Source organism: Vallitalea guaymasensis, from assembly GCF_018141425.1.
Classification (GTDB): Bacteria; Bacillota; Clostridia; order Lachnospirales; family Vallitaleaceae; genus Vallitalea; species Vallitalea guaymasensis.
Genome location: NZ_CP058561.1, coordinates 1,259,313 through 1,275,793 on the forward strand (window position 1 = coordinate 1,259,313; position 16,481 = coordinate 1,275,793).

At 30.0% G+C, this 16,481-nt stretch carries 15 protein-coding genes; 4 read left to right on the plus strand and 11 right to left on the minus strand.

What is annotated here, in order from left to right; genetic code table 11:
* Positions 1-6: 6 nt before the first annotated feature.
* The 5 genes from HYG85_RS05675 to HYG85_RS05695 form a co-directional block, all read right to left on the minus strand.
* Positions 7-546 (minus strand): hypothetical protein, encoded by a 540-nt coding sequence (locus tag HYG85_RS05675; protein WP_212692665.1) that lies wholly within the window; start codon positions 544-546, stop codon positions 7-9.
* Between the two features lie 22 nt (positions 547-568).
* Positions 569-865: a hypothetical protein gene (locus tag HYG85_RS05680; protein ID WP_113672080.1), complete on the minus strand. Its 297-nt coding sequence runs from the start codon at positions 863-865 to the stop codon at positions 569-571.
* A 229-nt stretch (positions 866-1,094) separates the two neighbouring features.
* Positions 1,095-2,786 (minus strand): sensor histidine kinase, encoded by a 1,692-nt coding sequence (locus tag HYG85_RS05685; RefSeq protein ID WP_212692666.1) that lies wholly within the window; start codon positions 2,784-2,786, stop codon positions 1,095-1,097.
* Positions 2,786-3,421, minus strand: a complete 636-nt coding sequence (locus HYG85_RS05690; protein WP_212692667.1) for a response regulator — start codon at positions 3,419-3,421, stop codon at positions 2,786-2,788. Before HYG85_RS05690 ends, HYG85_RS05685 begins: the two co-directional genes overlap by 1 nt.
* A 20-nt stretch (positions 3,422-3,441) precedes the next feature.
* On the minus strand, positions 3,442-4,506 hold the full coding sequence (locus HYG85_RS05695; RefSeq protein WP_212692668.1) for a transcriptional regulator: 1,065 nt from the start codon (positions 4,504-4,506) through the stop codon (positions 3,442-3,444).
* Positions 4,507-4,809: 303 nt separating this feature from the next.
* On the opposite strand from HYG85_RS05695, the gene HYG85_RS05700 reads away from it, so the two are divergent.
* Positions 4,810-5,460: a TetR/AcrR family transcriptional regulator gene (locus HYG85_RS05700; protein ID WP_212692669.1), complete on the plus strand. Its 651-nt coding sequence runs from the start codon at positions 4,810-4,812 to the stop codon at positions 5,458-5,460.
* 138 nt (positions 5,461-5,598) lie between these two features.
* Entirely contained in the window at positions 5,599-5,997 is a 399-nt protein-coding gene (locus HYG85_RS05705) for a hypothetical protein (protein WP_212692670.1), read from the plus strand.
* 112 nt (positions 5,998-6,109) lie between these two features.
* Here HYG85_RS05705 and HYG85_RS05710 read toward each other — a convergent pair whose 3' ends face one another.
* The 4 genes from HYG85_RS05710 to HYG85_RS05725 all read right to left on the minus strand — a co-directional run bounded on the left by HYG85_RS05710 (position 6,110) and on the right by HYG85_RS05725 (position 9,575).
* Positions 6,110-6,481, minus strand: coding sequence for a MerR family transcriptional regulator (locus HYG85_RS05710; RefSeq protein ID WP_212692671.1), 372 nt, complete (start codon positions 6,479-6,481; stop codon positions 6,110-6,112).
* 21 nt (positions 6,482-6,502) lie between these two features.
* Positions 6,503-7,675 (minus strand): iron-containing alcohol dehydrogenase, encoded by a 1,173-nt coding sequence (locus HYG85_RS05715; RefSeq protein WP_212692672.1) that lies wholly within the window; start codon positions 7,673-7,675, stop codon positions 6,503-6,505.
* Between the two features lie 188 nt (positions 7,676-7,863).
* Entirely contained in the window at positions 7,864-8,658 is a 795-nt protein-coding gene (locus HYG85_RS05720; RefSeq protein WP_212692673.1) for an ABC transporter permease subunit, read from the minus strand.
* Entirely contained in the window at positions 8,658-9,575 is a 918-nt protein-coding gene (locus HYG85_RS05725; protein WP_212692674.1) for an ABC transporter ATP-binding protein, read from the minus strand. Before HYG85_RS05725 ends, HYG85_RS05720 begins: the two co-directional genes overlap by 1 nt.
* Positions 9,576-9,728: 153 nt before the next feature.
* On the opposite strand from HYG85_RS05725, the gene HYG85_RS05730 reads away from it, so the two are divergent.
* Both HYG85_RS05730 and HYG85_RS05735 read left to right on the plus strand, forming a co-directional pair.
* A complete protein-coding gene (locus HYG85_RS05730) occupies positions 9,729-10,463 on the plus strand; it encodes a LytR/AlgR family response regulator transcription factor (RefSeq protein WP_212692675.1) in 735 nt (244 codons plus the stop codon).
* Positions 10,460-11,779, plus strand: a complete 1,320-nt coding sequence (locus HYG85_RS05735) for a sensor histidine kinase (protein ID WP_212692676.1) — start codon at positions 10,460-10,462, stop codon at positions 11,777-11,779. Before HYG85_RS05730 ends, HYG85_RS05735 begins: the two co-directional genes overlap by 4 nt.
* 92 nt (positions 11,780-11,871) lie before the next feature.
* Here the strand turns inward: HYG85_RS05735 and def are convergent, their stop codons facing one another.
* Both def and HYG85_RS05745 read right to left on the minus strand, forming a co-directional pair.
* Entirely contained in the window at positions 11,872-12,327 is a 456-nt protein-coding gene (gene def / locus HYG85_RS05740) for a peptide deformylase (RefSeq protein ID WP_212692677.1), read from the minus strand.
* 175 nt (positions 12,328-12,502) lie between these two features.
* Complete coding sequence (locus HYG85_RS05745; RefSeq protein ID WP_212692678.1) at positions 12,503-16,477, minus strand: polyketide synthase; 3,975 nt, start codon at positions 16,475-16,477, stop codon at positions 12,503-12,505.
* Between the last annotated feature and the right edge of the window lie 4 nt (positions 16,478-16,481).

Here is a 16,481-nt window from a genome sequence, read left to right on the forward strand (position 1 = left end):
TTGCTCCTAATTTTCTCCCTTTTCCATGTTCTCCATTTTATTGATAATATCTTGAGCCTGTTCTTCAATCGCATCCAAGTCAACATTTTGTAACTCTTTCATAGCATCTTTCATTGCTGACATTATTTCTTTTTGCTCATCTGTCAGATTAGCTACGTTTTGCTTTTCATATTCATAATATTCTTTTATAGTGATTCCCATAAAATCAGCTGCAGTAACAAATTCATCAAAAGGTGTCCTGCTATCTTCATCCAACATTTTTATATATTCTTCCTTTGTAGAACCATATTTCTCAGCAGTCATGACAGTTAATTCTTCTATCATACTTTGCATGTCTTCTGTTGATACGCCTTCATTTTTTGCTCTAGCTTCTAATTCTTCACTTATATCAACAGTTTTACTACTATCTTTTGTTGTTGATGTTTCTTCTATAGGTGTATTTATAACCTCATCCATCTTCTTTTTGATACCGCCACATCCTATTAACACTATGTTGATGATTAAAACATATACAAGAAAGAATATTAATTTGTTTACTCTTTTCATTATTGAAAACTCCCTTCGTTTATTATTTAATAATCTTGATTTTACCTATAATAGGAAGTTCTTTCATCTTCTCATTATAAGCATTTATGATTCCCATTATTGCAAGTACCAGGCAGAAGATTTCACCAAGTGGAAGTATGATGAACCAGCCGATAACAGGAACAAAAGTACCTACCATACTAATAGCCACAGCAAGAAGAAATAATGTCAACCCTTGATTTGTATGGAATTTATATTCCTCGTTGTTGCTATCAACTAAGATAGGTATAAAAAACACTATATATGCCAAAACACTAACCCATTTATTAGTTTTATTCATTTCTCATCCCTCCTACATAACTTGATAATCTAAAGTCAATCTCATGTGCCTTTATCATATTAATTTCCTCCTTACAATTTGTTACTTTTATAATATTAAAAGCACTCGTCACTTACAATACAGCAAGAGTCACCAAGGTATAATCACACGTAATCAGTAAGATATAAAAAAATGACCTGCGTTACTATTTGTAAGCGCAAGTCATCCAACTTTTTTATTAGTTAACCTATCAATATTTACTTATATTTATTTTACTCATGAAGCCTTCATTTCTTGAACTAACAAAGTCTACGTTTCCTCCAATGAGTTTCAAACGTTCTTCAATACCATTAAGACCATTACCCTTACTTAAATTATCACAGCCTTTTCCATTATCCATAACTAAGATAGATATATTTTCACTTCTGATATTAACTGAAACAAAAATCTCTGTCCCTCCACTATGCTTCAAAGAGTTTGTTATAAGCTCTGTACATATTTTCTTAATTATATCAAAGACCTTTTCATCAATTTTATGGTATTCACCCTTAAGATGTAGATTAGTCTTTATCTCAGCATTTTTAATACGTTCTAACAGTTTTTTCAAATCTTTCTTGAGTAATTCACCTGTATATATATTATCCATTCTTTCTATAAGTGATATGGCATTCATATTATCAATACCAGCCCCAATAGATACAGAAGCGTCAGACATGGCTAGTACACTCTGTTTTTTATCTTTATCAAAATATAATTTAGCTACTTCTAGAAGTTTAATTGCCACCACAAGTGAATGACCTATAATATCGTGAAGCTCCCTTGCTACATAGTTTCTTGCACCTATTTTAGATGTTTCTTTTAGTGTAATGATTGCCTTTTTAAGCTCACGATTGGATTTATCCAAATCCCTTTGACTGGATTTGATTTCATCTTCAACCTTTCTATATGCACTTATATCACGCAGAATAATTAGATACTGTGTCTCTTTTATTGAAGAAACTTCTTTTACGAATATAATAAAATTAAGCCCTTCAATATTTATCTCTTTTTTCTCGTTTTTCAACTCTTCTATAGTAGCTTTTGTAAATGTTTTTTCCATTACGGCAGCAGCTTTGTCATGAAATATACCATTTAATTTTTCATTGACATAGATAACATCACAGCTAGAACCCAACACACATATAGGAGTATCCAATTTGTGTACAATCTCATGTTTCATAATAGGTGAGATGTTCAAGAAATCATGTTTAAAAGTAGCATATACAAAAACAAGTGTAGACCAAGTAAAAACAATAGGAGTAATATCAAAAATAACTGGTATACCTAATGAAAATACGAATCTATGTATTACTTTGGTTATATATAAAAAATTAAGTATCAAAGGTACTAAGATAGCAGCTGAAATAAAATATTTATATAATATTTTTTTATACTGGAATCTTATCTTAAAAGTTTTATAGCAATATACGAAGCCTATAGCAATGAAAGTATATTCTATGAGAGTATGGATGTAGAAAAATATGCCAAAAGTATCCCCCCAGAAATCATAAGTAGCATAAAACATATGATGATATGGATTAGTTATAACAGCTATCATCTGTAGAAGTGATAAAGTGTAGATGGGATACTTAACTTTTTGTGGTAGTGATTTTCCCTTATAATAAGCGTACCCAAATTCTAAAAAAGCTACTTCCAGAATACAAGCACAAATATAATATCCTACTATGAACCACCATCTTGATACAACGGTAGGTGATACTGTCTTGAAAATCTTAAATACCATCCACCCGATCATACTTATCTGCATGACCAAAAAAGCTTTTAAAGCATAATCTTTATTTGCCTTTATATAGAACATCATGAAAAAGATAATTGATAAGATTATAGCAATGATATGCACTATACATATGGTCTCTATTTCCAATCTTAAGATATCAGTCATCATTCTATACCATTTTCTACAGCATATACCGCAAGCTGTAATCTATCTGAAATACCAAGCTTCTCATAAATTCTGCTAACCTTATTCTTTATAGTTCCCTCTGTATAATTAAATATCTTTGCAATCTCTTTGTTGCTCTTACCATCTACAATCAACTTAATCATATCAATCTGTTCCATAGATAAAATGTCAGCATATTTTTTTCTTCCTTCTCCCATTTTTCTGAACTTATCCACCATAATATTCTTGACGCTCTTATGTATAACCGTTAGACCGTAACCAACACATTTGATGGTTGTTATAAGTTCATCTGGATCAATATCTTTTGTTATATACCCATCAGCTTGTGATAAGAAAGATTCTACTATATTATCTGTATTTTCAAAAGTCGTAAGTATTATGACCTTTGTATTCTTGTAGTTTTTCTTGATTATCTTAAGGGCAGAGATTCCATCCATCTCTGGCATTTCAATATCCATAAGAACGATATCCGGATGATGAAGTTTACAAAGTTCTATAGCTTCTTTACCGTTTGCCGCCTGACCAATAACATTAATTTTTTCATCTATACTTATAATCTGACTTAGAGATTTTCTAAGCAAAGATTGGTCATCCGCTATTATCACCTTAATCATAACTACCTCCTATTTTCCCATTATTCATCATAGTAATTCATATACGCTGTAACTGCTTTCCTAACATCATGCAAGTCACCCTTTGCATGTTGAATTATATCTGCTATCTTATTATAAAAATCATCATCTATATTATCTCTCAATAAATTTATATTTTTTTTGAGTTTACGCATGGAGGTATACTGGTTATCTGCAATTTCTGAAAGCAGGTTATTAATCTCTTTCTCTTTTTCTATGTCATAAACAATTTCTTTGTACTTGGTAAGTTTACTATTAGCTCTAGTAGTTTCTTCCTGCTTGATTTTAAGTTGATCCAACATATTGATAAGCTCTGTTATATCAACAAAGGTAATTATATATCCGACAATCTCATTATCTTTTAATAATTCTTTTTTATTGTATTGAAAATACGTTTCGTTACCATTTATATATTTTATTAAAGTCTTGTCGTAAGCCCTTCTCATAATTACTTCATTACTGAAGTTGTTCTCTATATTCCTTATATCAATTTTGTTTATATCTTTAAAAAAATCCGATTTTATGACTCCTGTATTCTTATAAATGATATACCCATCTTCATCAGTTATAAATACATAGTCAAGTATAAAATCTTTGACAGCACCAAATATAGATGAACTAACCCTATAGGGCATAAATCTAGTTGATACAACACTAAAATTAATATTAAATAATAGATAGATAATCTTATCTGATCCACTTCCAGACAAAACTAGAATAAAAGGTATTCCAAATAACAATATAAATGTAATGAATATAAACCTATCCAAACATCTTTTAATTACTATGTACGAGAAAAACATCAAATAAGTCAGAATGTAAACCCTCAGAAACATATTAGATACAAATCCAAAAAAATCTATTGCACTTTGTTTATATACAATCTCTTCTATGAATCTACTGATCACCGATAATCCTAATATAATCTCAGCTAAAAGGAGAGATTTATTGTTTTTAGAGCCTTTATACAGATATACCATCAAACTTATCACAATATAAATGATAAGTATTGTAAAAAAAATCATATTAAAGAATTGTTCAGGTGTATAATACCTACCATCTCCCATTTCATCCTCCAAAATTCATATTACCTTAATTATACAATAAACTTAAGTCATTATAAAGTAACCCTGGTCATTATTTTAGATCTAAAAACTATACAGAACGAACCCAGCTTTTTGCTCAGGACGAGCAAGTAGCTGGCGAAACATATACATATACTATTTTGCAAATACCACGTCAGAATCAAAATATTTTTTCTGACTTACATACACTATTATAATGTAAAACTAAAATTAACATTGATTTAAAATATTTTTTATGTTATTATATGACTATCTAGTCACATTATGTTAGAGGAGATAATTAAAATGCCATCAAACACCTATTATAATCTACCTACAACCAAAAAAGATAAAATCTTTAATATCGCTTTAGAGGAATTTACTAAAAATAATTATAACGATGCCTCTATAACTCGTATGGTAGAAACATTAAAAATAGCTAAAGGGAGTATTTATCAGTACTTCAATAACAAAAAAGACCTATATTTTTATCTAATAGAACAAGCAAGCAACAAAAAGCTTGAATACATTAGTTCCAATGTCAAGTTTGAAATCTCTGACTTTATTGAACTATACAAACAAATATTAAAAATCGGAACTAAGTTTGATATAGAATATCCAACTTACAGCATATTCTTATCAAAAGTATTCAGTGGCAATCATGACCCTTTTAAGAACGAAACGATAGATAGTATGAAACTGATGTCTGATAATTATATAAAGAACCTAATAATTCAAGCCCGTGATAACGGACAAATAAGAAAAGATATAGATATAGAATTGATAGCCTTTTTTCTAACAGAAATAACAACAAATATAGGTAGATATATAATGAAAAAGAATGGTATCAGCCAAGAAAAGTTAGTAAGTAACATTAAAAATGATACCTTAAATATACAGATTGAAAAGGCACTTGATGATACCTTAGAACTAATTAAAAAAGGTATCTTAGCTTAAATCGCATAGAATAATAAAAATATAACCTTAGGGTATATTTTTTTAATATAAAAGTGACTGCTTAGTCATATTAAGTTATAGAGAAATAATTTAATTGTGACCTCTCTATTAAATAAAAAAATAAAGGAGTTGTTTATAATGTTATATTTCAAGATTATGTGTTTCTTATGGGCAGCAATAGGTATTATTTCCAGAATCGCTATGGCTGTAATGAAAGATAACTGGAACAAATGGGAGACTACAAAAGCATATAAAGAGAAAAAACCCCTGTGGATATACATAGTATGTATAGTTGGTCTTATATTAATAGCCCTGACTTGGTATATTTATGTAGTTTATTCTATTCCCTATGGATGGATATTAGGTACCTTGATATCCCTTACAGGTATAAAAATATTAACTCTTATGTTCAACTACAATAAATTCCAGGAATTTCTTCATGCCACATTGTATAATCCTAAGAAAATGCTTAGATTAAATATAAGTGTAATTATATTATCCCTAATATTAATAGCATTTGGTATATGGCTATACTAAATATTCTAAATAAAGTAAGATAGACTCTATTTAGCTGTTAATTCATCTCTAAATAGAGTCTATCTTATATATTATAATTAAACATTATAAAAAATATCTATTCTATTTTTCCTTACTTACAATTAACATTTCCCTTATAATAATCTATTTTCTTATTGATCTTCATTAGATTCTTTTCAGTTGATTTCATATGTTCTAAGACCTTGTTTTTATGGTTTGTCAATATTTCAAGTCTTTCTTCTAAAGTATCTTCAGTATTGGTAACTAAACTAAGTCTAACTATTTTCTTGATATCCTTTAGAGGCATTCCTGTTTCTTTTAGGCAACATACTAATTCTAACCATTGAATATCCGTTGTAGTATACTCCCTAATACCATTTTCATTCCTTTTTACCCTAGGTATAACTCCCTCTTTCTCATAATATCTTATTGTATGACTGCTAAGATTTAATTTATCAGATACATCTTTAATCGTAAAACTCAATTCATCACCCACTTCAATCCTTTATTTATATGCATGTTCCAGTATACTGGTTGCTTCACTTAATGTCAACTTGTATGGGTCTAATTCAAATAGACCACCCATAGTGTCCATAGCATTCTTGGCATACATTTCTAGATTATCTTTTTGAATTCCATAATCAGATAATTTTAGCTCATCTACTCCACAATCTTTTTGTAATTTCAAAAGTCCATTAACGAAATCTATTGGTTCTTCTGCATTTTGAATACCTAGTGCTCTTGCCATTTTTATGAATCTATCTGGTACTTTATCCATAAAAAATCTATAATACGATTCTGATATCATAATCAAACCTGCTCCATGAGGAAGTTGAGGATGATACGCACTAAGAGCATGTTCCAATGAATGTTCAGATATACAACTGGATGTTGATTCAACAAATCCTGATAACGTATTAGCTAGAGCCATATCTGTTCTAGCCTCTTTGTCGTTTCCATCATTAACTGCTTTCGCCAGAGACCTTCCTATTAATTCAATACTTTTTAATGCATACATATCGCTTATTTCATTAGATATATTAGCAAGGTATCCTTCTGTAGCATGAAATAGTGCATCAAATCCTTGATATGCTGTAAGTTTTGTTGGTACACTCATCATCAAATCAGGATCTACAATTGATATACTAGGGAATGTATCATTATTGCCATAACCAATCTTTTCAAAAGTATCTTCTTTTGTTATAACAGTCCATGGGTCTGCTTCAGTACCAGTACCAGCAGTTGTTGTTATCGCTACAATCTCTAATGGTTTATTGCCTAAAGGTAATCCTAAACCAGTTCCACCATGTACATAATCCCAATAATCACCTTCGTTAGTTACCATGATCGCAATACTTTTTGCAGCATCAATACTACTTCCACCACCAAGACCTATTACAAAATCACAATTGTTTTTCTTGGCAATCTCTGAACCCTCCATTACATTTTTGTAGGTAGGATTTGGTTTGATTTTATCATAAACTACATATTCACATGAATTTTTTTCAAGTAACTTACATAGCTTATCCAAGTAACCGTATTTCTTCATTGAAGTCCCTGAAGATATTACAATCAGTGCTTTTTCCCCTGGTAACTTCATCTCGCCTAACTTATTAATCATACCACTGCCAAAAAATATCTTTGTTGGAATATAATACGAAAAATTATTTTTATCCATAACATAACCCCTTTTCTTAATAATTATTTATTGGTTATTTTTATCTTACCCCTTAGAGTTTACTCTAAGTCAAGAACTTTTTATGGATTGAAACTAAAATGAATATTTAACTTCTTGTTTGCAAGAGTAATTTCGTGAAACCAGAATTTAATCGTGCACATATTTTTGATATAATATATTTATAGTGATTAAATATCAGATTTATTGAATACCACTATTGCTACCACGGTACAAAAAATTATAATAGCCATCGGGACAACAGTAGCCCGTATAAAATCTCCAGTACCTAATAATACAACTTTTTGTGAGTTGACAACATATATTCCAGAGAATTTAAATATCTGTGTCATCAATGAATTCTCTGAAATGGTACGTAATACTATAATATTGGATTCTTTCCAATATCCACTAATGATTAAGTCACCGAAAATGAATGCAAAAGATAGGATTGTAGCCACTTCTGTTTTACGTACTATAATACCAATCATGAATATTACAGTTATGTATGCTGTTAAGTATAATATATTATAAAAAATAGCAGGAATTGTAATCAACATTTGTTTTTCCAAATGAATATTATTTATTTCAGCATCAGTTATAAAAGCTCCAATATAATATAGTATTAAAAAGACCCCATAAAACTGAATAAGGCACCATATAATTACCTTTATTTCTGTGAAAAACTTCCCTGTAATATAAGTTGTACGGTTTATTCCAGATGAAAGCACATTTTTTATTGTACCTGAATCAAATCCCTCTGTTGAAAAAATACATGCTTGTATTGGAATAATGAAATAAAGAATAATAGACATGGATACCACCACCCCCAATGGTTCCAAGATATTACTCATACTAAAACCTTCACTAGCTGACCGTAGCCACAAAGCTAAGCCAACACTAGCCACCAATAGTATAAAACAAATGCCTTTCATATATGTATCTTTTTTTAAGTAGAACATCTCTGCCTTCATAAAGTCTCTCATTAATTATCCCCCTCAATAAGATTTAGAAAATAATCCTCCAATGTTGTATAATGGGTTGAAACACTAAGTATTTCTACTTTACTTCTTATAAGTACCGAAATAATTTCCTCTAGAGTAAATGCTCCATTTGGAATACGTATTTCACCATTCTTATCACCATCAATTACTTTAATGTTGAAATTATCCTTTAAAATCTGTTTCGCCAACAAGTGATTAGATGGTACGATGCTTATGTATTTCCCCTCTGTTTCAATTAAGTCCTCAGCAGAAATCTCTTGTAACATACGTCCTTTATGAATAAATCCATATTTTGTAGCTAACAATTGTAATTCACTGAGAATATGGCTAGATATTAAAACAGCTACATCATTTTCTTTAGCAAGTTTAATTAATATTTCCCGTATTTGTGAAATACCTACTGCATCAAGTCCATTAATTGGTTCATCCAATACCAAAAATTCTGGATTATTGATTAGAGCTATAGCCAATCCTAATCTTTGACGCATACCAAGAGAAAATTCGCCAACTTTTTTGTTTTCAATATCCTCCAGAGACACTATATGTAATACTTCATTGATTGTCTTTTTATCTGTAATATTCATAATACGACAATAAAATTCTAGATTATCCCTTGCACTTAATTCTGAGTAAAGTGCAGGTATCTCTATTAAATACCCAATTTTTTTCCTTTCTTGATTCATTAAATCTATATCTGTTTGTCCAAACAAAGATATACTTCCCCTAGTGGGTCTTACAAGATTACCAATAATCTTCATCAAAGTTGTTTTTCCCGCTCCATTTTCTCCTATCAAACCATAAATCTCACCTTGATGAATTGTCATATTAACTTCCTTGAGAACAGATATATTTCCATAGTTTTTACTAAGATTTATTGCTTGAAAAATATCATTATACACTTTATTCCCCCCTTGACTTGTATAACTCTAGCACATATAGAAGCTAATTTAATATCCAATGTTAAAATTAGAGGTTTTATTGTCTTTTTCCAATCTTTTGCGTTATAAAAATATGTTATAATATTAGTATGTTACTCTGGAGAGGATAATAAGATGATACATATAGCTATTTGTGATGATAACATATCTGATACTGAACATATTGAAAAACAACTTAGACAACTTGAATCTTGTTTATCTATCAATATTGATATACAGATTTTCTACTCTGGAGAAAGTTTTTGCAAGTCAATTAATAAAAGCTGCCCTTTTGATATCGTATTAATGGATATAGAGATGGATGGAATAGATGGGATAGTAGCTGGTGAAAAACTACGTGCTGATGATGAAAATGATAGGGTATTGTTAATTTACATTTCCAGCCATGAAAATTATTATCGCAGATTATTTGATGTACAGCCCTTTAGTTTTATGCAAAAACCAATTGACGCTAATGAATTTTATGATAAATTAAATAAAGCTATTGAAAAAATTATTAAACGACGTAAAAATGGAAAATCTAATATTTTGCCTATATCCCAAAAAGGAAAAGAGATACTGATTCCTATGAATAATATATTATATCTTGAAAGTAAAGTTAGGTTAATACACTTATTTACAACAGATGGTATGATAATATATTATGGAACTTTAAGTAAAGAAGAAAAAAAGCTAACTCAATACGAATTTGTTAGAACCCATCAATCATACATCGTTAATCTACAATATATAAAAATAGTTACAAGTAATAACCTTACCCTTATCAATGATATGCTGATTCCCATTAGCAGTAATCGTAAAAATCTAGTAAAAGAACGTTACATGGAATATAGGAGGAATTTATTTTGAACAATTATATGATAGAAAATTTAGCTTATATCGGTACCTTTCCGTTTATCGCTGCTATGGCTTATTATTTTTTCAGCAATTGTTTTGGATGTGGTATTAATAAAAAATCCTATATCGTTATAGTTCATTTCCTATATTGTTTATTCAGTTGGGTAATATTTATCTTTTTATCAAGTAGTATTATTAATCCTTTACTTAATATATTACTATTTATTTTATTATCATTGTTTTATAAAGGTAATTTTAAATATAAGATATGTGCAGTTTTCTTTTTTATTGCAATCATTTTTTTAAGTGATGTTATGGTTCAATCATTACTATTGACCACTTTTTATAATTATCAGACTGAAATGTATATATTGAGTTTATTTCTATCCAAGTTTATGATGTTTATTTTAATACATATAGCATTACAGTTAATTTCATCATACTCAGTAAATGCAGAAGGTGGTTTGTCTCGCTGGAATTGGAGTTTTTTAATCCTATGCCCCATCTTAAGCGTAGTTGGAATCTACGGATTATATAATAATTATTACATTAGGTCTGTTAAATTATCTTGGTTATTTCCAACATTATCTATAGGACTTCTATTTATTAATTTTTTCGTTTTTGTATTATTTGATAGAATATTGAAGATTAAATTAATGAATGTGAAAACTACTGTCCTAGAACAACAAATAGATTATTATACTCATCAGTATCTATTAGCTGAGGCTGCTCAGAAAGATACATTGAGATTTCGCCATGACATCAAAAATGTATTAATCAGCCTGCAATCACAATTAAGAACTGGTGAGCTATCTGGAAGCCAACAAATAGTAAATGAGCTTATTAGTGATTTTAATACCACAAAAGGTATTGCTAATAGTGGTAATCTAATTGTTGACTCCATCATTAATTACAAGGAAAAAGCAGTAAATGCATTGGATATAACATTTCATGTCGATCTCAGATTACCTGATGATATCCTACTGGATTCCATTGCAATTAGTGTCATTTTGGGCAATGCTCTAGATAATGCTATTGAAGCTTGCCAGAAAATATATGAGGATGAACGATATATTAAAATTAAAATGCATTATCAGAATGAAGGTCTATTTATAAATATTGAAAATCCCTATAAAGGAAGTATTCGTCAAGATATAACAGGTAATATATACTCTTCAAAATTAGATTACCGATCACATGGAATAGGGTTAAACAGTATCCGTACTATGGTAAAAAAATATAATGGACTTTTCAATTCGACTTATATTAATAACATTTTTAGAATAGAGATAGTTCTTTTTAATGTAAAGCGAAAAAATAATTATTAGATTTCATACTTAACAGTACTTAATGTATATACCGATTAGAATTTATTTCAGAAAAAAAGCACCAGCTATTGCTGATGCTTAACTTTTACTCTCTATTCGCTTACCACTTCTATAGCCTTATCAATAAATAAAATTCCTTCTAGATGGTCTATTTCATGACACAGGCATTTTGCTAGATCCCCTGTTCCAACGATTGTAAATTTTTCATTCTTTTCATTTAATGCTTCTACTTTTACTTTGGCCGGTCTTTTTAGTCTACCCCATTTTCCTGGAACACTCAAGCACCCCTCTGTCACTTCCTGTTTTCCACTACTATCTACTATACGAGGATTTATTAATTTGATAAGTCCCTCTCCCATGTCTATTACAACCAGTCTTTTCAATATTCCTACTTGTGGTGCAGCTAAACCTGCTCCATTACCTGTATTATACATTGTATCAGCCATATCATCCAGTAACATTAATATTTTTTCATCAACACACTCAACTTCTTTACTTTTCTTCCTTAATATTTCGTCAGGAACTACTCTAATATTTCTTATTGCCATTGTAAAACCTCTTTCCTAGATTATTTAATTTATTAAAACATGCTTTAACAGCTAATTAGTTTTATATCTATAACTATTATATATGTATGATATTTTTAGTCAAGTGTTAATTAATGCAAAAATTGAAATATTATATGGAATTAACCCACAAGTAAACATATCGTTATATTTTTATTTATTGTTCATATAATTTCTTGCAATATTTTATAATTTTCTTTGATGATTTACCCTTTGAAAATATTGACATATGGTTATAAGAATTAATATCTATGATTTTAATATCTGGTATATGTTTCTTCCATTCCTCCCAATAATTAGTATTATCTACTGATATTTCGTCTTCATGAATTATATTATAAGGTTCTAACTTACCAAAAAACAATCCACTTGCATTGCGAAAATAGTGACAAGATAAATTCTCAGAATTAGAAAGAGGTAATACTTTATAATTACTTAGTCCATAAGAAATTTGAATCTTTATATTATGTTTAATTCTATTATATAACTGCTCTTTAGTTTTTTGTAACCCCTTTATTTTTGCAAGTTCAATTAGCTTAACTAAATATTCTTCATCGCTAAGTTCGACATCTATTTCATCATTCTTAATGAGTAATTTTATATCCTTTGAAGAAGCTGAAGCTGTCAACATAGCATTTACTTCTTGTAGAAACATAGATTTCTTACTGATATTCATGTTTTTCACTTCTTCATTATATAATGAATCTACCATAATAATTGTACTTACTGTTTCACCTAATTCTTGTAGTTGGCGGGTTATTTCATATGATAATAGACCTCCAAGAGAATAACCTCCTAAATCATAAGGACCCTCTGATTGAACTGATTGGATAATATGTACATAATAAGAAGCCATTGCTTCAATTCCATGCAAAGGAAACCTATCAGTCATAAAACCTCTCGGTTGAATTCCATAAAAAGGTCTCTTCAAATTCTCCGCAAGTTCATTATATATGTTGACACTACCCATTCCCGGGTGAATCCAAAATATTGGTTTACCTTCATATATTCCATTTAAATTGATAAGTTCAGGGAATTTGTTTTGGATATTGATTTCATTATTTTTAAATTTTTCTGTTATAATGAAATCGTTATTTGCTTCCAAACACAACTTATCAATGATATCTTGTGTCGTTTTACATGTCTGTAAACGTGATAAGTCCATTGAAGGATTAATAGACCCTTGTACCTGTTTTAATAAACTCATGAAAAGTATTGAATCAAATCCATACTCTATCAAATATCTATCCATTACTAACTCAGTCGAAGGTATTCCTAATAAATTGGATAAACTATCAACTACCCAATCTTTAATACACTTATCGCCTATCTCATTTTTATTATGTACTTCTTCATTTAAATCATGTAGTTCTATATTCTCTTTTTGATTACCTATCCAGTAACGCTGTTTGTCAAAAGGATATGTTGGTAATGAAATCATATTGATTTCTTGGTTTTTATATAATGACATCCAATCTATATTACTTCCCTGAACCCACTGGGAAGCAATTCCTAAAACTTGATTTTCCTTTAATGGCTTAATAATTTCTATATTGCTATTTATATGAGTATTCTCTTTTATATTTCCAGTAAAGATAGGTAACGAGTACTGTGACTTTCTTTCGTTAATATCTTTAGTATTATTTAAATATTCCTTTAAACTATTCATCAATTCTTCTCTGCTATTTATTACTGTAGCCATCCTTACTTTCATTTCTTCTCTACCAACTTGAAGTGTATAAGCAAGGCTTAATATATCTATATCATTGACTTCTATATAGTCTAGCATCTGTCTGATAACTCCATGAAGCTGCTGTTGGTTTCTTGCAGAAAAAACTATGATATGAGGATAATTCTTTTCTTTCCTATTATCTTGCAGAGATTCGGACCTAGTATATTCCTCAATGATAATATGAGCATTTGTCCCTCCACCACCAAAGGAATTAATAAGTGCACGTCTTGGAAAACTCACTTCTTTTCCATCAATATCAATTATAGGGCATTCCCAATCACTAAGTTTTTCTTGCAGGTAAAATGGGGTATCATCAAATTTTATTTTAGGATTTAATGGATACGCCTTTATTGATGGTACTAGTTTTTTATGTTTCATTTGTAGAATTACCTTTATTAATTGAGATATACCTGATGCCGCCTCTGCATGCCCTATATTTGATTTTACGGAGCCAACAGAACAAAAATGTTTTTTTGAAGTATATTTATTGAAAACTTTATTTAATGCACTTATTTCAATGGCATCTCCTAGAGCACAGCCATTTGCTGCACATTCTACATAACTGATTGATTGGGGATCTATGCCTGATTTTTTAAAATTATATTCCATTAAATCCTCTTGGGCATTTGGATTAGGTACAGAGAATCCATTAGTTCTTCCTCCATGGCTGATAGCTGTAGATTTTATAACTGCTAATATATTATCTTTATCTCTGATAGCATGAGATAAAGGCTTTAATAAAACAGAACCTACCCCTTCAGAAGGTACGAATCCATCTCCATCAGAAAAACTTCTGTTTTCAGGGTTGCTAGCAGCAATTTTTCCTAGACCTAGTCCAATGAATTTTGATGGGTGTAACGTTAGATTTACTCCCCCAGCGATAGCGATTTCACATTCATCATTCAATAGACTTTGACAAGCCATATGAATGGCTACTGTAGATGATGAACATGCAGTATCAACAACTACACTAGGACCTTGAAAATCAAAGAAATATGAAACTCTGTTTGCAATTGAACTATTGGTACATATAGAAACCATACCGTTTTTCTTGATATCTGATTCTAGAAGATTGTAATGCTGATACATTGAACCAACGTAAACTCCTACTTTACGTTGATATGATTTTTTTAATGTTTCCCGTGTATAGCCTATACTTTCAAATAGGTTCCACACACACTCTAGGAAAAGACGTTCATGTGGGTCTATAAGTTCTGCCAGTCTAGGAGGTATATTAAAAAATAAGGGATCAAATTTATTAATATCCTTCAAGGAACCCATCCATTTACAATAATCCGTATCTCCGTTCTCCAAATCATCTTTACTCATTCCCCATCTGGAAACAGGTATTTCTGTAACACAATCTTTTCCAGATGACAGATTATCCCAAAATACTGATAGATTCTCTGATTGAGGAAATTGACCTGACATACCAATTATTGCAATAGAATTATTATCAGAATCTGTAATGTCTTTTGATTGACTATTATCCTTACCTATAGGTTTAATATCTTCTGATATATTTCCAAAAATTGAATTGATTTTATTTTTAACCAAGGGTTGATTCACAAAAGTAGCATCGTGCATTTTCAATTCTTTTTCAATATAAATAGGAAGTTTTTCTCTGATACCTTCACTCATATGTTTTTTTAAGGCTATAAGGGATTGTCTAGGCGCTTCTGCCAATGATGCTGCCAGCTCTTTAGCATATGATAATACCTCTTTTGAAGGTAATATCTCATAAGGAACACCTTTTTTTTCTAATTCTATACCTTTATATCTTTTTCCTGTAAATAGTATTTCATTAGCTAATCCATTACCCAATTTCTCAGGAAAAATGAGTGTAGAGCCAAATCCTGGTGTAAAACCGAATTTTATGAAATTGGTTGTATAATAACTTTCCTTGCTCATTATGATAAAATCGCATGACATACCAAGACACCAACCTGCTCCGATTCCATGTCCCTGCATGGCTGCAATGACCGGTAACTTACACTCAAGGGCAATTTTATAAAGCTTTGTATCAGTATACTTAATCTCACCGTTATATATAGCTTCTAATCCCTCTTTTGAACCTCCTGTTGCAAAATAAGTGTCATAGCCAGTTAGAATAACAACCTTATAACTTGTGTTTTTCTCAATTTCTTCAAAAGCATTACATAATTCTTTTGTAAATTCTTTGGTAAACGAGTTTTTATTTTTTTTATCTTGCATTGTCAATTGAACAATACCTGGATTGATTTCTTCTATCTTAATTATTGGTTGTTGATTACTATTTTCTTCTTCATCTTTTGAGGAATGCTCTGAATCAGCATTCCTCAACTTCATTAATTCTTTTTCACAGTCTTCTATATTAATTTTCCCTGCTTTTAGTGCATGCAATATTTCTTTTGGATTCATAGAT